This window comes from Phenylobacterium sp. (assembly GCF_036723115.1).
Classification (GTDB): domain Bacteria; phylum Pseudomonadota; class Alphaproteobacteria; order Caulobacterales; family Caulobacteraceae; genus Phenylobacterium.
The window spans coordinates 1-18,434 of record NZ_DAIMHV010000004.1; the positions used below are offsets into that span (position 1 = coordinate 1).

The 18,434-nt window shown below is 69.0% G+C and carries 14 protein-coding genes; 7 read left to right on the forward strand and 7 right to left on the reverse strand.

The window, feature by feature from the left end; genetic code table 11:
• The 3 genes from V7D28_RS00970 to V7D28_RS00980 form a co-directional block, all read left to right on the forward strand.
• On the forward strand, positions 1-591 hold a 591-nt coding region (locus tag V7D28_RS00970; protein WP_333585481.1), incomplete at its 5' end, for an adenosylcobinamide-GDP ribazoletransferase.
• Complete coding sequence (locus V7D28_RS00975) at positions 588-1,085, forward strand: tyrosine phosphatase family protein (protein WP_333585482.1); 498 nt, start codon at positions 588-590, stop codon at positions 1,083-1,085. The genes V7D28_RS00970 and V7D28_RS00975, both read left to right, overlap by 4 nt.
• A gap of 160 nt (positions 1,086-1,245) precedes the next feature.
• On the forward strand, positions 1,246-1,983 hold the full coding sequence (locus V7D28_RS00980) for a YwqG family protein (protein ID WP_333585483.1): 738 nt from the start codon (positions 1,246-1,248) through the stop codon (positions 1,981-1,983).
• Between the two features lie 10 nt (positions 1,984-1,993).
• Here V7D28_RS00980 and V7D28_RS00985 read toward each other — a convergent pair whose 3' ends face one another.
• The 4 genes from V7D28_RS00985 to V7D28_RS01000 form a co-directional block, all read right to left on the reverse strand.
• Positions 1,994-4,948, reverse strand: a complete 2,955-nt coding sequence (locus V7D28_RS00985; RefSeq protein ID WP_333585484.1) for a TonB-dependent receptor — start codon at positions 4,946-4,948, stop codon at positions 1,994-1,996.
• A 140-nt stretch (positions 4,949-5,088) separates the two neighbouring features.
• Positions 5,089-6,162 (reverse strand): FecR family protein, encoded by a 1,074-nt coding sequence (locus tag V7D28_RS00990; protein ID WP_333585485.1) that lies wholly within the window; start codon positions 6,160-6,162, stop codon positions 5,089-5,091.
• A gap of 3 nt (positions 6,163-6,165) precedes the next feature.
• The gene (locus V7D28_RS00995) at positions 6,166-6,672 is read right to left on the reverse strand and encodes an RNA polymerase sigma factor (RefSeq protein WP_333585486.1); all 507 of its coding nucleotides are present in this window, start codon (positions 6,670-6,672) and stop codon (positions 6,166-6,168) included.
• A gap of 156 nt (positions 6,673-6,828) precedes the next feature.
• Positions 6,829-9,609 carry a TonB-dependent receptor gene (locus V7D28_RS01000; protein ID WP_333585487.1) on the reverse strand — a complete coding sequence of 927 codons (2,781 nt, stop codon included), beginning with the start codon at positions 9,607-9,609 and terminating at the stop codon, positions 6,829-6,831.
• Between the two features lie 262 nt (positions 9,610-9,871).
• Between V7D28_RS01000 and V7D28_RS01005 the strand changes: the two genes are divergently transcribed.
• Genes V7D28_RS01005 through V7D28_RS01020 form a run of 4 tightly spaced genes read left to right on the forward strand, consistent with a single transcriptional unit; the run spans position 9,872 to position 15,157 of the window.
• Complete coding sequence (locus V7D28_RS01005) at positions 9,872-10,591, forward strand: IclR family transcriptional regulator (protein ID WP_333585488.1); 720 nt, start codon at positions 9,872-9,874, stop codon at positions 10,589-10,591.
• Entirely contained in the window at positions 10,588-11,982 is a 1,395-nt protein-coding gene (locus V7D28_RS01010; RefSeq protein ID WP_333585489.1) for an MmgE/PrpD family protein, read from the forward strand. The genes V7D28_RS01005 and V7D28_RS01010 overlap by 4 nt, the downstream gene beginning before the upstream one ends.
• Positions 11,983-11,998: 16 nt before the next feature.
• Complete coding sequence (locus tag V7D28_RS01015; protein WP_333585490.1) at positions 11,999-13,540, forward strand: carboxylesterase/lipase family protein; 1,542 nt, start codon at positions 11,999-12,001, stop codon at positions 13,538-13,540.
• Positions 13,541-13,555: 15 nt separating this feature from the next.
• Positions 13,556-15,157, forward strand: coding sequence for a carboxylesterase/lipase family protein (locus tag V7D28_RS01020; protein WP_333585491.1), 1,602 nt, complete (start codon positions 13,556-13,558; stop codon positions 15,155-15,157).
• 19 nt (positions 15,158-15,176) lie between these two features.
• Here the strand turns inward: V7D28_RS01020 and V7D28_RS01025 are convergent, their stop codons facing one another.
• From V7D28_RS01025 to V7D28_RS01035, 3 genes are all read right to left on the reverse strand, one after another.
• Positions 15,177-15,965, reverse strand: a complete 789-nt coding sequence (locus V7D28_RS01025; protein WP_333585492.1) for a hypothetical protein — start codon at positions 15,963-15,965, stop codon at positions 15,177-15,179.
• A gap of 49 nt (positions 15,966-16,014) precedes the next feature.
• The gene (locus V7D28_RS01030; protein ID WP_333585493.1) at positions 16,015-17,616 is read right to left on the reverse strand and encodes a hypothetical protein; all 1,602 of its coding nucleotides are present in this window, start codon (positions 17,614-17,616) and stop codon (positions 16,015-16,017) included.
• Positions 17,617-17,790: 174 nt separating this feature from the next.
• The gene (locus V7D28_RS01035) at positions 17,791-18,210 is read right to left on the reverse strand and encodes a hypothetical protein (RefSeq protein ID WP_333585494.1); all 420 of its coding nucleotides are present in this window, start codon (positions 18,208-18,210) and stop codon (positions 17,791-17,793) included.
• Positions 18,211-18,434: the final 224 nt, after the last annotated feature.

Genomic DNA, 18,434 nt, shown 5'->3' on the forward strand with positions numbered 1-18,434 from the left:
GGCGGGGGGTGGATTCCCGCCCTGCTGGCCCTGGTCATGGGCATCGCGCTCACGGGCGCCTTCCACGAGGATGGCCTGGCCGACACCGCCGATGGCCTGGGCGGAGGCCAGACGCCGGCCCGCCGGCTTGAGATCATGCGCGACAGCCGGGTGGGAACCTATGGCGTCATCGCCCTGGGGCTGGTCCTGGCCCTGAAGGCTGCGGCCCTGGCGCAGATGCCCCCCGCCGCCGCGGCGCTGGCCCTGATCAGCGCCCATGGCCTGGGCCGGGGCGCCTCCGTGCTCGCCATGCGGCTCAGCCCCTATGCCCCCGACGCCTCCGGCGGCAAGTGGAAGCCCATGCCGCAGGGGGTCTCCCGCGGGGAGGCGCTGTCGGCGCTCTTCCTTGCTGTCTGGCCCCTGCCCTTCCTCGTCGTCCTGGTGGGACCGGCGGGACCTTTCGCGGCGGTCCTGACGGGGCTCGCCCTCGCGGCCCTGCTGCTGAGCCTGGCCCGAAGGCTCATCGGCGGCCACACCGGCGATGTGCTGGGCGCCGTGGAGCAGCTCTTCGAGGCCGGCTTCCTGCTGGCCCTGGCGGCGAGCCTGTCATGACCATCGTCGTCAGTCCCCTGGCGGGCGCGAGGGCCTGTTTCCAGCGCAAGACGCCCACCCACGTGGTCAGCCTGCTGTCGCCGGGCATGGCGCCGCCGGCCTGGCCCAGGCGGGACCTGGCGCGGCTGCACCTGGTGTTCAATGACATCGTCACCCCCCGGGAAGGCCTGATCCTGCCCGCCCCTGAGCACATGAACGCCTTCCTCCAATTTCTCGAAGGCTGGGACCGCCGCTCGGCCCTGATGATCCATTGCTGGGCGGGCGTCAGCCGCTCCACGGCCGCGGCCTATGTGGCGGCCTGCCTGCGCGACGGGCCGGGCTGTGAGGACACCTTGGCCCAGAACCTTCGCGCCGCCGCTCCCTTCGCCACCCCCAACGCCCGCCTGGTGGCCCTGGCCGACGAGGCCCTGCAGCGGGACGGTCGGATGACCGCGGCGATCCTGGCCATCGGACGCGGGGCGGAGACAACAACCGGAGCCGTGTTCGAAATCTAGGCCACCACCCAAGATTGAGCTTGACCACGGCTCGAACAAATCATGAACTGTCGACTGAACCTTGAGCGAGGGCGCCATGTCGATCCTGAAGCGGTTATTTGGAGGGGCCGGTTCTGCGGACCCTAAGGCCGAGGCTGTTCCGGGCCCGACCGTCGAGGACATGATCGAACAGATCCAGGCGGCCGCCCAGCCCTGCGTCCGCCTGACGCTCGGCCCAGGAGGCCAAAGCTGGCTGGGGGGCGAGGCCCGGTTCTTGGGACCCTGGCCCCGGTTTCAGGGCGCGCCCCTGACCCATGTCGCCCATATCGACCTGGCCGAGGTGCGCGCGGCCGGCGGGCCGGACTGGCTGCCGGCCGAGGGGCATCTGGCCTTCTTCTATGACATGGCGAGCCAGGGCTGGGGCTTGGGGCCTGAGGAAGCTGGCTGCGCCGTGGCGATCCATCAGACGGGCCCAGCGCCGTCGCAGGCGCCCCCTGCCGACCTGCCGCAGGACCTCATGATCCCCTCCGCGCCCGTGCGATGCGAGGCGGCGAGTTCCTATCCCCCCGCCGACCGGCTGGGCCTGAACACCGCAAGGCTCAAGGGCCGGGACTACGGGAGGCTCGAAGCGGCGGAAGAGGCGCTGCTGCCCTCAGGGCCGGCGCACCAGATCGGCGGCTTCCCCTTCCCTGTTCAGGCCGACGAGATGGAGGCCGACTGCGAGCAGAACGCGCCCCGCGAGCCGGGCCGGCGGCCGGGGGACGGGGCGGCGGAATGGCGGCTTCTTCTGCAGCTGGACAGCGATGACCGGGCCGAAATGGCCTGGAGCGACTCAGGCCGGCTCTATTTCTGGATCCGCGAAGTGGACGCCCGGGCGGGCGACTTCACCCGGATCTGGACCATCCTCCAGTCCTGCTGAACCCCGCCCCTCACCAGGTCCAGCGCAGGCCGACGGAGGCCTGTCGTCCCACCGAGCCGATCTGCAACAGCCGGCTGCGGGCGCCGTCATAGGCGAGGTCCCGGACATTGGTCAGGTTGGAGCCTGACACGACAAACTCTCCTCCCAGGGGCAATCGGTAGACGGCCTGGGCGTCAAGATAGCCCGCGGCGGCGACCGTGAAGTCGGACACTCCGCCGCCCTGAAGATCGGCTTCGGAGCGGAAGGGCGAGCGCCAGGACCACGACAGGTGCACCGCCAGCGGCCCGCGTTCCACATAGGGACTGAGCGACCAGGACCAGTCGGAGACGCCGGTCAATCGCCCGCCGCCCCTGAGCCGCGATTGGGTCCATGTGGCGCTGGCCCATAGACCCAGGCCGGCGGCGATCCTGTGGTGGAGCCCTAACTCCACGCCATCCACGATGGCGCGGCCCACATTCTGCGGCCGGGCGATGGGGATCGCCGCCACGACCGGCTGCCCGGACTGGGTCTCGAACACCACCTGTTCAACGGCCTCCACCGTCTCGATGAAGTCCTCGATGGACTTGTGAAAGTAGGCGGCTGAGACGCTGGTGCGCCGGCCGGTCATTTCATAGGACAGATCGAGGTTCGTGGAGACATAGGGCCGAAGAGCGGGGTTTCCGCCTACGCCGCTGAAGATCAGACCCGGTTCCGGATCGGTCAGAGCCTGCGTCCCGTCACGATAGATCGCCGAAACAAGCACGCTGGCCGGCACGGTCGAGGCGCGCAGGTCAGCGAGGGAGGGGCGGGTCATGGATGTGGAAGCCGCCAGGCGCAGGATCGCATTGGGCGTGAGATCGACCGCCACGTTCAGGCTGGGCAGCAGGATGCGGTGGTCATCTTCGAAGCGAACCTGGCGCACCTCGGCGCTCGGCCCGGCCAGAACCATCCGCGCCCCCTGGACCTCGGTGCTTGTCTGCACCGCCCGCAGCCCCAGATTGCCCGACATACTCAGCGCGGCGACCTCGCCCTCAAGGTCGAGGCGGACATAGGCGGCGGCCACCTCTTCGATGACGCCATAGGCGTTCTGGCGATCGGCGCCAGAGGCCTCCGCCTCACCCGGTCGAAAGACGATGTCATAAGGCGAAGCGGCCAGTTCGAAGGCCGCGCGAACCCGGTCAAAATCGGTGCGGATCCAGGGCCATGGTCGAACCGTGATCAGGTCGGAAAAAACATTGTCGGGGGTCGCGCCAGAAAACAGACCTGCCAGGTCGCCCGCGCCGTCCCGAAGAACCGCCCGGCGGTCGCGGCGGTCATAGTCCCGCGTCCTGCGGCTCAATTGCACCCCAAGGCCCAGGCGAGAGGCGCCCATCGCCGAGCCGTCCCGGCCCAGTGAGTGGCCCAGCGGGCGCTCGGCGTCGAAGCGCAGGGTGGCGTCGGTGTCCCGTGACTCCACGGCGCGGACGTTCAGTTGGGCCAAGGTGAGTTGGCCGGGGTCAAGAAGATCGAAGGGCGTGGTCAGGGTGGCGGCGCGCCGGCTCCGAACCGCATCCCCCAGGTCAAAGACGTAGGACGTCGTCGGCGATTGCATGGACAGGCGCTGCAGCGGAGTATCAAGCACCGAGGTCGCCGAGGAGAGGCTGATGCGCGGCGCCAGCCGCCAGCCTCGGAAACCCATCTCCGCCCCGAGAGAGGCCAGGAGATTGACATGGGCCTGGTCGGAAAACTCTGTGTTGTTGTCGATACGCCCGGCCTCGATGGAGCCGGCGGTGACGACCCCGTCCCTGACCTGCGTCACGGCGCCGGGCCGGGCCAGGCGTTCGCCCAGGCCGAACACCAGACGATCCTCGCGGATGGTGTTGTCGAAGGTCGAGACCAGGGCGTCGAAATCCAGACTGAAGTCCGCGCTCGGCCGCCAATCGCCCCCCAGGAAGAGGCTGCGCCTGAGCCTTTCCTCCTGTTCCACCGTCATGCGCACATCGTTGGGCGTGGCCAGGAGGACCCCATCCACCCGCGTCTCGCCATAGCGCATGATCTGAAAACGATCATAGCGGATGCTGCGCGCTTCCTGGGCGACGCCCAGGACCAACCCCAAATCTCCCGCCGTCGAGATCAACCGACCGGCCAGGGCGAAATCGGGGCTCAAGGCCGCGGCGCGATCGTTGATTTCCCCGCCCAATCGCAGCGAAACGAACGGCGAGCCCTCCAGGCCGCCGGAGGTCTCGATGTCGATGTTTGATCCGATCCCGCCGGCGATCAGATCGGCCGTGGCCGACTTGGTAAGCCGCGCCCCCGACAGGAGGTCCACCGAAAGGGCGCGAAACCGGAACTGGCGACCGCTCTGGGTTGAATTGCGGATGTTCTCGTTGAACGCCACGGGCGCGCCGTTCACCGTGACGGACTGAAACAGGGGGCCGAGGCCGCGCACGCTGACGAACTGCCCCTCCCCCACCTCACGCTCGATGGCCACGCCGGGCGCTCGCTGAAGCGCTTCGGCCAGATTGGCGGCCGGCAGGTCTCCCAGGCGGTCGACGGAGACTCCGTCGGAGATGGTGTCCGCCGCGCGCTTGGCCGCCAGGGCGGCGTCGATCTGGTCCGAGAACCGGCCCGTGACCACAAGGGGCCGCACCTCCACCGGGCCATCGGCGCCGGCCGGGAGAGCCGGAGCCTCAGCCGCGACCCAGACCCGCACACCCCGCGCCCCGACGAAGCGATAGCGCAGGGTCGTTCCCTCGCTCATCTGGGCCAGGGCCGAACGCCAGCTCATCTGCCCCCGAACGGCCCGCGTCCGCACCGCTCGTCCCGAGGCGGGCGTGAAGGCGAGGTCACAGCCGGCCGCCAGACAGAGCCGCACCAGGGCCTCGGAGGCGTCCTGGGCGGGGATGTCGATGTAGAGGATCTCGCCGTGGGGCGGTGTCGGGCGCGGCTGCGCATGCGCGAGAGACGCCCCCGCCAGGGCCGCCGACAGCGTCAGGGTGGCCGACAAGCGCCGGAGCGGCGGCGTGCCGCCCCTGTCTCGCGCGCACGACGATCTGCCCCCGGAACGGTCCATGCCTGGGCGCTCTACCCCACAGGCGTGACAGCTCTGCGATACCGTGCGCCGAGACCAGCCCTAGGATGGCGCTCTCATTCTGCGCGTACGAGGACCCTTCCCTCGGCGTCGCGGGTGACGCGTATGGGCAGCAGGCTGGCCATACGCTGGGCCAGTTCGCCCTCCCCATCCAGGGGCAGGACAGCGGTCACCGTGATCTCATTCAGGCGCGGATCGGCCGCCACCAGCGGGCGCTCGGAGTACCGGGCGGCGGCGGACACCACCTCGGCCAGGGTGGCGTTGCGGAAGACGAGACGCCTCCGGCGCCAGGCGGTGTGGGCCTCCACGTCGGCCCGCGCGGTGACCAGGTCAGCGTCGCCCACCCGGAATTGCGCGGTATCGCCCACCGTCAGGCTCGCAGCGCCGCGATGGGTGTCGGCGCGACCAGGATCTGGCCGGCTGACAAGGACCCGGCCCTGCAACACTGAAATCTCGGCGCCGTCGCCCCTGAGGCTGGTGACGAAGCGGGTGCCCACGACGATGACCTGGCGGTCGCCAACGGCCACCTGGAAGGGTCGCGCGCCATCATGAACAACATCGAAATAGGCCGCCCCTCTATGCAGCGACACCTGGCGAACCCCGCGCGAGAGATGGACGTCGATGGCGGAGTCCGCGTCCAGGGTCACCTGCGTTCCGTCCTCGAGGGCGACGTCCAGAATCTGGCCCGGCAGGCTTTCATACAGTCGCGGCCCCCGCCCATCGGACCACAACGGTGCGGTCACGACCACCGCCACCAGTCCGGCCGCGGCCAGCCCTCCGACCAGGCCGCGGCGCCCCATGAGCGGGGGCGCCTGCGCGGGCTGGCGACGCCAACGGGCGAGGTCGTCCTCGAACCCGCCGCGCAGGTCCTCAAGCTGAACCTGCAACGCCTTCAGCGATTCATATTGGGGCAGATGGGCGGGATCGGCTTCCAGCCAGGCGTGGAAGGCGGCTTCCTCATGCCCGCGCAGCCGCCCGCGTCCCATCCGGGCGAGCCAGGCTTCGGCTGACCGGGGCGTAGGCGCGAAAAATGCAAACAGCCGGCGAAACATCAGCAGACGGCGTCCCTTCCGAGTCCGAAGCGCAGAGTGGCCCGGGCTCCTGAGGGGACAACGATCCCCGCCGCCCATCCCTCAATCATCCTGGGACTCCTTCAGCCGGCGGAGCGCCTCGGCGATGTGCTTCTCGACCATGCTCACCGAGATTCCTAGACGCCCGGCGATCTGTCGATAGGTGCAGCCCTCGAAGCGATGCAGCAGAAACGCCTGCCGGGTCTTGGGGGGCATGTTGCGAATGGCCACGCTGGCGGCGGCCAGGTTCTGCCGGTCGATCAGTCCCTGATCGGCGCGGGGCGAAGGATGGCTCACCGCCCGCGGGCCGGCGTCGAGCGCATAGACATCGTCGGCCGTGCTGCGCCTGGCTTCGCGGGCGGCCACCTTCCAGCGATCGAACTGGATGTTTCGGGCGATCACGAACAACAGGGGCCGCGCGTCGCTCGCCGACAGATCGTGACCAGCCTTCTGAAAGCGAAGAAAGGCTTCCTGGACCACATCCTCGGCGTCCACGGCGCCCTGATCACGGCGACGCAGATAGGCCATCAGGTCGCCGCGCAGTCGGCCAAGGTCAGGGTCGCTACGCATGGCGGACGGCTGGGCTCGTCCCTGGGCCCAAGCGGGTCGTCCTGGCGCAGACGCGCCAACGCCCCCTCCAATGGAGGGGGCGCGACGCCCGGCGGCGCCCAGGGGAAGGAGGCGCTCCACCGGCGGACTTGATGCGATCGAGGTCCGACAGCAGCCTCACCACCCCATACGAACGCCCAGGCTGAAGCGTCGTCCGGAAAGTTCGTACATGGTCGGGAACGACGGGTGCATGGTGTAGCCCTTGGTCGCCTCGTCGGTGATGTTGATGCCTTCGAAGCTGACCTGGATTCGGTTCGTCAGATTGTAGCTGACCGAGATGTCGGTCTGACCGTAGCCCTCACGCCAGATCGGGTACATTTCGTAGCCGATCGCCTCAACATACTTGTCCTTGTAGTTGTACGAGGCGCGCGCCTGGAAGCGGTCATTCTCATAGTAGAGGGTGACGTTATAGGTCGTATCGGCCAGGCCCACCGGCGGGGTGGGAACGTCGATGTCCGACTCCCCGGTCAGGGAGCTGTCCAGCAGGGTGTAGTTGGCGTTGAGGCCGAACCCTTCCAGCGGCCGGTAGATCAGCCCCAGGGGGATGATGGCCACCAGTTCGACGCCGCTGACGTCGTACGACCCCTCGGCGTTGACCGGCTGATAGACGTCGAAGTCATAGACGCCGTCGATGGTGCCGTTGGCGTTGTACTTGGTGACGTTAGGCGCCGTGCCGGTGAGTTCGTTGCGGACCACGCCCTCGATCTGCTTCCAGAAGTAGGAGGCCGAGAGCAGGCCGCCGCGGGGAAGATACTTCTCGAGACCCAGTTCCCACTGCTTGGCATAGGTCGGGCGCAGGCCCGGATTGCCATCGGTGAAGCGGAAGGAGTTCCAGCTGGCCGTGCGCTTGTAGGCCAGGTCCGTCAGGGCCGGGCGGATAAGCGTCTCGGACGCCGCTCCGCGCAGGAGCAGGCTGTCGGTGAGCTCGGCGTTGAAGTTCAGGCTCGGCAGCACCTTCTGGTAACCGCCGGTGCTGGAGACGGGCTCCGGCGTGTAGGTGGTTCCGCCGGTCGGCGTCTGGATCTGGTGGAAGCCTGACGAGGTGACGCTGGTGTCGATATAGCGGGCGCCGCCATTGATGAAGACCGGGACCGGACCGATCTGGAATTCCAGGTCCGCCATGCCGTAGAGGCTGAACACCTCTTCGGACACCTCATAGTACTGGCCATCATCGAAAGGGGTGAAGAAGCCGGCGTACCGGAAGGTCTCGCGGGCATAGGCGTTGGACACCTGGCTCCAGTTCAAGTCACGAACGCGGTAGTCGCCCCCGGGCACGAGGTCGCCGATGGCGGTCAGGGGGCTGTCGGCCAGGGTGCGGGTATTCACCCAGGAGGCGTTGCCAGGTCCCGGCCCCTGGATGTTCAGAGCGCCGTACTGACGTTCCTTTGACTTGTCGGTGTAGCGGACACCAACCTCCATGCGGCGCAGGGCCGGGAAGACATCGAGATTGAAGTCCCGTGAGAGGTCGGCCTGGGCGGCGTACTTGTCGTCAGTGATGCTCTCCAGCGTGGTTTCATAGGCCTCGAAGAGATAGCTCCGCGGCGAATTGTACATGTCGATGCTGGCGGGATTGGCGCTGCGGATCGTCTCGCCGCCCTGAGCCGTCCAGCGGGTGCGCGAGGGCGCGTAGGCCACGTGCTTGAGGTTGGCGTAGTCGATGGTCCTCTCGGCGCCGGAATAGCCCGCCATGGCGTTGAACGCCCAGAAGTCGCCGCGCCAGTTCAGTTCGGCGCCGAACTGGGCGTAGTCGGTCTTGCTGATCCGCTCCTTGCTCAGGAACTCGTGCTGGGTGGCGGTGTAGGAGACATCGCGAAGCACGACGATCCCGTAGTCGCTCAGCGTGGTCCGATCATACTCGTGGATGGTCTCGAAGGTGCTGCGGCTGGAGGCGGAATAGGCCGCGGCGTCGTATTCATCCTCGGTGGCGTCATAGCCGCCGATCATGCCGTCAAAGGCCAGGCTGAAGCTTGCGGATGGGCGATACTGCAGGGAGACGGTCGCGCCCCACTGGTCCTGTTCGTTCAGATAGACGCGGTCGCCGACCTTGTCCTGGAAGATGATCCGGCCGGTCTGATTACGATCGGAGCGATTGGTGACCACCACGCCGGCGTCGCGGGCAAGCACGCTCTGCGCCTGGGTTCCCCGCACGCCGGAGGCTTCCAGGAAGCGGAAGGCGGGACGGAAGTTGATCCCGGAATTTGAGTCCGTCCGATTGGTGCGGCGGGCCGTGGACACGGAAAACAGCGCGCCCCAATCCCCCCAGGTGTTGCTGGCCAGCACCGAAATCTTGGGATCGATCTCCTCGGAGATCGAATTATACGCCCCCTCCACAGAGCCCACGACCCGCGGGCCGGCGAAGTCGAACGGCCGGGCGGTATAGATGTTGATGGAGCCGGCGATGCCGCCCTCTTCATTGGCCGCCGTGGGCGACTTCTGCACCGTGACCCGCTGAATGATCTCCGAGGCGTAGATATCGAACTCCACATCGCGACCGCCGCTGCCCGAGGCGGTGGCCAGGTCATTGATCGTGACGAAGGTGAATTCGCTGGGCAGACCGCGGACCATGACCCGGCGGCCAAGGCCCTTGTTGCGCTCGATCGTCACCCCGGGAATCCGCTGGAGGGCTTCGGCCAGGTTCTGCTCGGGGAAGTTGGCGACGTCGGTCGCCAGGATGGAGTCGGAAAAGCCCACCGTCTCGCGCTTCAGATCGACGGCCTGCTCCAGGCTGCGCTGATAGCTGCCGGTGACGATCAGTTCGCCCACCTCGGTCACGTCTGTCCCAGCCGACTGGGCCTGGGCGCCGGTGGCCGCCAGCAGGGCGACCGCCGCGCAGCTGGTCAGGAGCCCCGCCCCACGCCGGGCGCTTTTGATGCTGGCCTTGGATTGAATACCGGTCACTGAAAGTCTCCGCATGTCGATGTTGCGACGGCGGGGAACCTGGCGATCGCCCGGTCCTTGCCCCCGCCCCCTCAACGACGGCCCGTTGCGACCCCTCAATTTGTGACGGCGCTTTTCATTCAAACTTCATGGAGACGTCACAGAGCGTCGGCGCGGCCCCAAGATCATCCGCATTGTTCCGCCTAACGGAACGACGTTCTAATTTCTGTTATTCTTTGTTCGGGTATGGCATAGGGCGGTCAGCAGTAGTGATGACGCGCCCATGGACCGAGCGGTTTCCCGAGCCTTTTCCCTGTTGGAGCGCCTCTCGCGAGCGCGGGAGCCCATGCGCCTGACCGACCTGGCGCACGAGACCGGTCTTCAGAAGAGTACGGCCCATCGTATTCTGACCAGCCTGATCGAACTGGGCTATGCGCAGCAGGACCCGGGCGGTCGCTACGGCCCCACCCTGCGCGCCTGGGAGATCGGCGCCCGCGCCGTGGCGCAGCTGCCGGTCAAGAAGGTCGCCGCGGGCTTCCTCTACAGCCTGCACAGGACCACAGGCGAGACGGTCAGCCTGACCCTGCTGTCGGGGGATGACGTCGTCTATCTGGACAAGATCATCGCCCCGCGTCCGGTGCAGTTCCGCACCAGCATCGGCAGCCGGGCGCCGGCGGTCCTCACCGCCAGCGGCAAGGCCTTGCTCAGCCGCCGACCCGACGGGGCGGATATCGCAACCCGCGCCGCCCCCGCCCACAATCTGGATATCTCCGTCCTCCTGGCCGAGCTGGATGACGCCCGGCGGCGGGGATATGCGCTCTCCGGCTACAGCCCCGGCGTCTCGAGCATCGGCGTCGCGGTTGAGGCCGGGGGCGCAGCCCCCTTCGCCGGCCTCTCCATCTCGGCGCCCAGCGATCGCCTGGCGGGCAGCAGCCGCGACCAGGTCATCGAGGCCCTGCTCGAGACCGGCGCACGCATGAGCGAGGCCCTGGCGCAGTCATGAACACCCCCTCCACGGCCGCCCAGCCCCGCGACGTGACCGGAGCGCTCAGCGCCTATGTGGCCGGCGCGCTGGCCTCCACCCCGCCCGCCGAGCACCGGGAGCTGGCGCGGCTGCATCTGCTGGACACCCTGGCCTCCATCGTCGCCTGCCGCGACCTGGAGCCGGCGGTCCTGGCCCGCAAGTATGCGCTTTCCCTCAGCGGCGGCGCAGGCGAGACCACCATCCTTGGCACGCGCCAGCGCGCCGGCCTGGTGGACGCCGCCTTCGCCGGCGCCATGACCGGCCATGGCGCGGAGATCAACGACTTCATCCCCTCGGCCTTCGTCCAGCCGGGCCCGGCCGTGGTGTCCGTGGCGATGGCCACGGCCGAGCAACGGGGCGCGTCCGGGGCCGATCTGCTGCGGGCGGTCATCGCAGGCTATGAATTGGCCGGGCGTCTGCCCAAGGCCCTCGGCCTGAACAATCTGCGAAAGGCGGGCATCGCCAATCACGGGATCGGGCCCGTGTTCGGCGCAGCGGCCGCAGCCTCGGCCCTGCTGCGGCTGTCTGAGACAGAGATCGACCACGTCTGGACCTACTGCGCCCAGCAGGCCTCCGGCTCTTGGCAGTGGCTGCTGGACGTGGAGCATGTGGAGAAGGCCTTCGTGTTCGCGGGCCTGGGGGCGCGCAACGGCCTGCAGGCGGCCCTGATGGTCCAGGCCGGTTTCCGCGGCGTGCCAAACGCCCTGGATCACCCGGCCGGCTGGCTGCGCAGCGGCGCCTTCGCCGGCGGCGACCGTGACCTCGACTATCTGGTGAGCGACCTGGGCCGCCGCTCGGAGCTGCCGCTCACGGCCTATAAGCGCTACCCCGTGGGTGGTCCCACCCAGCCGGCGGTGGAGGCCCTGCTTTCCCTGTTGCCGCGGCTGTCGGGGGCGGTCGTCGAGGCGGTCGAGATCGAGATGCCGGGCCGCTGGGAAGCCTTCCGCGACGCGGCCATGCCCGCGCTCAACCTGCGCTATCTGACGGCGATCATCCTGATCGACGGCCGGCTGGACTTCGTCTCGGCCCAGAGCCTGGCGCGGATGGCCGGCGACGGGGCGGTCCGCCAGATGATGGACCAGGTCCAGATCGCCCATGACCCGGCCCAGGAGGCTGCGCCTGGTCAACCCCGCACGGAGTCGGCGCGCGTCACGGTGCGCCTGCAGGGGGGCGAGGCCGTCACCGCCTTCATCCCCCACGTCCTGGGCTTTCCCTCACACCCCATGAGCGCCGCCCATGTGGAGGCCAAGGCGCTGGAACTGATGGAGCCGGCGCTTGGTCCGGCGCGCGCCGCCCAGGTGGTGGAGACGCTCCGGAACATTGAGGCCATGCCGCAGGCGCGCGGCCTCATCGACCTCATCGCCCGCTGAACCCGCAGGAGAGCCCATGAGCACCGAGACAGTTCCCGAAGCCGATCAGGATCTCGTGGTGGTGGAGACCGCCCAGGGCAAGGTTCGCGGGCGCCGCGCCTCCGGCGTCAGCGTCTTCAAGGGCATGCGCTACGGGGCCGACACCTCCGGCGCCAACCGTTTCCGCCCGCCCCAGCCCGTAGCGCCCTGGACCGGCGTGCAGGACGCCCTGGGGTTTGGCGACCAGTGCCCGCAGATGCGCGGCATGCTGGCCGACAAGGGGCCGATGAGCGAGGACTGCCTGCGGGTCAATGTCTGGACGCCGGCGGCCGATGCGGGTCGACGGCCGGTGATGCTGTGGTTCCACGGGGGCGGCTTCGAGGCGGGGTCGGCATCGCAGAAGGTCTATGACGGAACCCGGCTCGCCCTGCGCGGCGACGTGGTCGTCGTCAGCATCAACCATCGCCTGAACGTGTATGGCCACTGCTTCCTCGGCGATCGTCTGGGGGAGGCGCACAAGGCCTCCGGGAACGCCGGCTATCTCGACCTGATCGCCGCCATGCGCTGGGTGCAGGAGAATATCGGCGCCTTCGGCGGCGACCCCGGCAATGTCACCCTGTTCGGACAGTCGGGAGGCGGGCGCAAGGTCAGTCTCTGCTATGCGGGGGCCGACGCCGCAGGTCTGTTCGCCCGGGGGGTGGTCCAGAGCGGATCCCACCTGCGCATCCAGACCCCGGAACAGGCCGCCAGGCTTACCGACGCCCTGCTGGCCCAGCTGGAGATCGCCCCTGCCGATATCGCCCGCCTGAAGGAGGTCCCCGTCGAAACGCTGACGCGGGCTCAGCTGCGGGTGATGCGCGAGCAGCGGTCGCGCTTCTCGCCGATGCTGGACGGGCTGGCGTTCACCGAGCATCCCTTCCTGCCGCAGGCGCCGGCGCGCTCCAGCCACCTTCCCATGATGGTGGGAACCACACGGACCGAGCTGTCCAATCAGCTGGGCTATGAGGAGGGCGCCTTCACCCTGGACGAGGCCGAGCTTCGCCGGCGTCTCGCCCGCTATGTGCCCGCCGAGGACGTCGAGACCGCCATCGCCACCTTCGGCGCCTCGCGGCCCCAGGCCACGGCGTCGGAACTCTATTTCACCATCACCTCGGCCAGGGGCTATGTGCGCGACGCCACGCTGATGGCCGAGCAGCGGGTCCTGTCGGGGGCGGCGCCCACCTATCTCTACCAGCTCACTTGGCGCTCGCCGGCCGATGACGGGAAATACATCAGCCAGCACACCCTCGACCTGCCCTTCGTGTTCGACAATGTCGAGGCCGCGCGCCACCTCACCGGGCCGGAGAGCGATGAGACCCGCGCCCTGGCCGAGGCCATGTCGGAGACCTGGCTGAGCTTCGCCCGCACCGGCGATCCCAACAACGCCGCCATTCCGCCGTGGCGGCCCTACGACCTCGACACCCGCTCCACCCTGCTCTTCGACGCGCCGCCGCGGCTGGCCGACGATCCCTGGGCGCCGGAGCGGGTCTTCATGAGCCGCTATCCGTCCCAGCAGATGGGCCGGACCCTGCACCGCTGAGCCGTAGGAGACACCATGACCACTGATCGCAGAGCCTTCATCACCGCCGGCGCGGCGCTGGGCCTCGTGGCCGCCGCCCCGGTCCGCGACGCCGAGGCGCGGCTGTTCCCCGTGGTGGAGACCGCCGAGGGCAAGGTTCGCGGGGTCAGCTCCGGCGGCGTCACCGTCTTCAAGGGCCTGCGCTACGGGGCGGACTCCTCCGGCGCCAACCGCTTCCTGCCGCCGCAGCCGGTGGCGCCTTGGGCCGGCGTCCGGGACGCCTTCGACTACGGCAATATCGCCCCGCAGATCCCGGGCAACCGCCGGCACGTCTATGCCGACCTGATCCTGAACGACGTCCAGCCGGGCGGCATGGGGGAGGACTGCCTGGTCCTGAACCTCTGGACGCCGGAGCCCAACGCCAACCGCAAGCGTCCGGTCATCGTGCGCTTCCACGGCGGCGGCTTCTATGGCGGGTCCAGCAACAATCCCGGCGGCGACGGCGAGATGCTGGCGCGGTTCGGCGATTGCGTGGTGGTGACGGTCAACCACCGACTGAGCGCCCTCGGCTATCTCTATCTCGGCGATGAAGGGCCCTATGCCGACTCCGGCGCGGCCGGCATGGCCGATCTCGTCGCCTCGCTGCAATGGGTGGCCCGCAATGTGGAAGCCTTCGGCGGCGATCCCGCGAAGGTGATGATCGTCGGCCAGTCCGGCGGGGGCGCCAAGGTGAGCCACCTGATGGCCATGCCGGCCGCCAAGGGACTGTTCTCCAGCGCCGGGATCATGAGCGGGTCGGCCCTGACCTCCATGACCCGCGAACAGGCGGACAAGGCCTCGGCCCAGCTGCTGGAGCGACTGGGGCTGCGCCGCGACCAGATCAAGGAGCTGCAGGCGGTTCCCTTCACCACCCTGCTGGCCGCCCAGGCCGACGTGGAGGCCGAGGAACGCCGTCGCGGCGAAGCTCCGCGCTCCTTCGCGCCGGTGCTCGGCGAGCTGATCCCCCGCCACCCCTTCACCCCCGGCGCGCCGGAAATCTCCCGCGACATCCCCCTGGTGGTGTCCACGGCGCTGGATGAGCGCACCTATCGCGAGACCCGTTTCGACCTGGGCTGGGACGAGGTGCTGGCCACGCTTCAGCGGCGGGTCGGGGAAGACGCCCCTCGCCTGCTGGAGGCCTATCGGGACGAGACGCCGTCAGCCACGCCCTTCATCATCAACGCGCGCATCGCCAGCGACACCTATTTCCGCCTGGCGGCCAACACCATGCTGGAACGCCGGGTGGCGGCCGGCGGCGCGCCCACCTGGGCCTATCTCTGGGAGGCGCCCAGCCCGGCCTTCGAGGGGCGCTACGGCGCCACCCACGGGATCGATGTCGCCTATTCCATGCACGACATCCGCTTCCCCCTGGCCGGTCCCAGCCGGGACAATCTGCGGCTGGCCGACGAGATCGCCTCGGCCTGGGTGTCCCTGGCCGCCAAGGGCGATCCCAACAACCCCAAGACGCCGGACTGGCCAGCCTATGACCTGACCGAGCGCACCACGCTGGTCTTCGGCCATCCCACCCGCGCCGAGAAGGACCCAAGAGGCTTCTTCCGGGAGTACTGGGCCAAGCGCGCCTCAGCCCGCGGGGGCTGAGGCCGCCTGACCAAGGGGCTCAGCCTGCGGACGGCTCCAGATGGCGTCGCCAGAACGCCATCCAGGAGTCCCGTTCGAAGGCCGGGATCTCCACATGCCGGCCGGGATTGATGTGCATGGTCTTTTCCGCAGAGCCGAAGGCGTCGAAAAGCGCCAGGCCGTGCTCGCGCTTCATCAGCTCGTCGTCCCACTGATAGACGAAGAGCACCGGGATGCGGATCTTCTCGGCGGCGTCCTTGTGATCCTCGAGCCCCGGAAAGGCCCCGAACAGGCCGAAGATGGCGCAGGTGATGCGGGGTTCAGCGGCGACGAAGGGCACGCCGAACCGCGTCCCCATGGACACGCCCCAATAGCCGATCTTCTGGTCGCGGCCCACGAAATCCAGGGCCTGGGCGGCGTCGAGGGCGGCCTTCCATTCCCCCACCACCTTGTCGACGGTGGCCGGGTCGCGGGAGATCTTGGGCTGATCGCCTGCTGGGGGCCGACGGCCTTCCTGGGCCGCCTTGCCGGCGGCGAGCGCCGCCGCCCGCACCTTCTCGGCGGCGTCCCGGCTCACCCGGTCCCCATGGCCGGGCGCGTCGATGGCCAGGGTCGCATAGCCCAGGTCGCGGGCATGGGCCACGGCCGCCGCGGTCAGATTGGCCACCTTCTTGTGCTGGGCGCCGCCATGCCCCAGCAGGATCAGAGGCCGCGGCCCACGCGCCCCCTCCGGCGCCCACAGGCACCCTGGCACGGTGTCGCCCGCCACCTGCAGCCGGAACTCCCGCCGCGTGACGCCCGCCTCGGTCTTCTCGCCGATGAACTCCATCTCGCCTCTCCCCAGTTCGTTTGTAAGGTCGGCGTCACGATATCACATTCTAGTCTGCAGTATGTTTGATTTCCGAGGGTTCCCTGACAGGTGAGACCTCGACCTTGATTCGGGTGCGGCCTCTCGCCCTGCGCCTGCGGGCCATGTCCATCTGCAGACCGAGGGCGCCCATCAGAACGAGACACAGGGACACCACGCCGGCCAGGATCAGGTTCTGCGCGTCCCGGCCCAGCGGGGCCAGGAAGGTCCATTTGTGCGCCAGGGAAAAGCTGGCCAGTTCCGGCCTCGCCGCATCGGGGGTGATGTCGGCCAGGACACCGGTGGCGGTGTCCACATAGAGGCTGGCCTTGAGCGGCGCGCCATAGGCGATCTTCCAGACCGGCAGGCGCTTGTTCCGGAAGTCATAGCCGTCGCCGAAACGGGTCACCATGGAGACCTCGGTGATGGCCTCGCGACCCAGGCCGCTGAACCGCTCGCCCAGTTCGATGGCGTAGTCCCGGTCCCCGCCCGCCCAGGCCGCACCGGTGGACGCATCCAGATAGACCACATCACCTTCCTTGGCGCGCCCGTCGAAGCGGGCATGGCGCATGGCGTGGTGATCGTGGGGGCCGGTGGTAACGTCGGGCGCCATGGACAGCCGGTAGAACCAGCCCCCGTCCGCGCGCTGCACCAGGGAGAGGCTGTTGACGCTCATGCCGTCCGCCACCTCCGCCCACCGCGCCTGGAGGGGATAGGCCGCTCCACGCAGATCCAGCGGCTCGGCGAGGGTCAGGGTCCGCTCCCGCTCCGCCCCCGCATGGCTGAGCAGATGGAAGAGGCCGCTGCCGGCCAGGGCCAGGATCGGAAGCCAGAGGGCGTAGCCCGCCAGCCGATGCCAGCCCCGCAAGGCAGGCGCGGGTGCGTTGCGCCGGATCAGCGCCAGCATGAGCAGGCCGGTCGCCGCCATCAGGATGAGGCCGCTGAGGCCCGCCGCCATCATCACCACCCGAAGAGGCTCAAGGACCTGGGGCATCCAGCTCCAGGTGTGAATCCACTGGAAGGCCGTGAGCATCAGGGCCTGCCGCCGGTTCGTGAGCGCCGCCAGGGCGTTGGTCTCGGTATAGACATAGGCGGTGAGCCGGTCGGCGCGATCAAACTCGACCCGATAGACCGGGAGAAGGCGGTTCACGGCCGGATAGGCGTCGGAAAAGGTCGTCACCCGCGTGAGACTGCGGACGTCCTCCGTTCCGGCGCCCGTATAGTGGCGCGCCAGGAACAGGGCGTGGCGCGGGTCATGGCCCAGCCGCTCCGCCCCATCGGTGAGGCTGAAATAGCGCCGCGGCGCATCCTGGGTCTCGGTGACCTGCAGCAGGGTCTCGTCCTCGCTCACGACCACCTTGACCGCGGCGGCCTTGCCCACCTGCGCCTGGGCGAGAATTTCCTCCAGCGGCATGGCCTGCGCCAGATCGAGGCTCCGCTGCGGGGGAAAGAAACTGGCCGGCTGCGGCGCGAACAGGCTCATGCCCACATGGATGAGGCCGGAGCCCCCCCAGAGGATCAGGGTCAGTCCCCCGACCAGGGCGATGGCGCGGTGCCAACGGATCATTCGGGCGCGCAGATGCGCCTGGCGCGGGCCGGCGGCCTTGGCCGCCTTGGGGTCGCTCGGTGTCATGGAGATGGAAGCCTTGGTCGTGCAGGAGATCACGCGGTCCCGGCGTCGCGACGGGTGAGCGTCGGCGAGGCGCAGGCGTCCGCTCCCACCGACATCGCGCACGGGCGCGGGGGCCGGGGCGAGAGCGGCGGGGCGATGGCGCCGCAGGCGCGCAAGCGCGCCCGGCGGCGAGGCTCAGACGTGGAGAGGCGGTCCGGTGGCCCAGGGCGGCGGGGCGAAAAGCCCGCGATCAAAGAGCTGCGCCCGGGCCTGGGCCGAAGCGGGCGCGGGGCTGGCATAGGACGCCCGCGTCCCCAGGGCGAAGGCGACCGGCTCGGCCAGGGGCGGCGTGGCGGCGAACACGCAAGGCGAAGCCTCGCGCCCGGCTCCATCCTCCGAGCCATCGGCAGCGTCGCCGGCCAGGCCCATCGCCCCCATGGCAGGGTCGATGACCCTGTCGGAGAGACCCTGGCTGGTGCAGATCTCGATACGAACCCCCTGGTTCGTCGTCTCCACCATGTAGCCGGCCGGCACGAGGGCGCGGCAGAGCAGGGTCATCAGGACCAACGCCAGAACGGCGTGTCCTCCCTTGATCCTGGCCAGCCCCTGTCCCATGGCCGCGCCGATTAGCAGGCGGCCCGCGCGCCTGTCGAGCCGCAATGACGGGCGCTTGGCGCCCTGCCCTGGACGGGCTCGGCCGGCGCCGCCCGTTCCTGAGGCGCCGGACGGCATGGAAGGCTCAAGTCGCGGCGTGCGCTGAAAAGTCGATTGATCGTTACGATATAACATCGCATAGCGACCCCCTTTCTATCGGGGGTTTATTTCGTCATGGATTTCAA

Excerpts from the sequence above, each read along its gene's own strand:
- V7D28_RS00975 (WP_333585482.1), top strand. The coding sequence starts at position 588 with ATGACCATCGTCGTCAGTCCCCTGGCGGGCGCGAGGGCCTGTTTCCAG.
- V7D28_RS00980 (WP_333585483.1), top strand. The coding sequence starts at position 1,246 with ATGATCGAACAGATCCAGGCGGCCGCCCAGCCCTGCGTCCGCCTGACG.
- V7D28_RS00990 (WP_333585485.1), bottom strand. The coding sequence starts at position 6,162 with ATGGGCGGCGGGGATCGTTGTCCCCTCAGGAGCCCGGGCCACTCTGCG.
- V7D28_RS00995 (WP_333585486.1), bottom strand. The coding sequence starts at position 6,672 with ATGCGTAGCGACCCTGACCTTGGCCGACTGCGCGGCGACCTGATGGCC.
- V7D28_RS01005 (WP_333585488.1), top strand. The coding sequence starts at position 9,872 with ATGGACCGAGCGGTTTCCCGAGCCTTTTCCCTGTTGGAGCGCCTCTCG.
- V7D28_RS01010 (WP_333585489.1), top strand. The coding sequence starts at position 10,588 with ATGAACACCCCCTCCACGGCCGCCCAGCCCCGCGACGTGACCGGAGCG.
- V7D28_RS01015 (WP_333585490.1), top strand. The coding sequence starts at position 11,999 with ATGAGCACCGAGACAGTTCCCGAAGCCGATCAGGATCTCGTGGTGGTG.
- V7D28_RS01020 (WP_333585491.1), top strand. The coding sequence starts at position 13,556 with ATGACCACTGATCGCAGAGCCTTCATCACCGCCGGCGCGGCGCTGGGC.
- V7D28_RS01025 (WP_333585492.1), bottom strand. The coding sequence starts at position 15,965 with ATGGAGTTCATCGGCGAGAAGACCGAGGCGGGCGTCACGCGGCGGGAG.
- V7D28_RS01030 (WP_333585493.1), bottom strand. The coding sequence starts at position 17,616 with ATGACACCGAGCGACCCCAAGGCGGCCAAGGCCGCCGGCCCGCGCCAG.
- V7D28_RS01035 (WP_333585494.1), bottom strand. The coding sequence starts at position 18,210 with ATGGGACAGGGGCTGGCCAGGATCAAGGGAGGACACGCCGTTCTGGCG.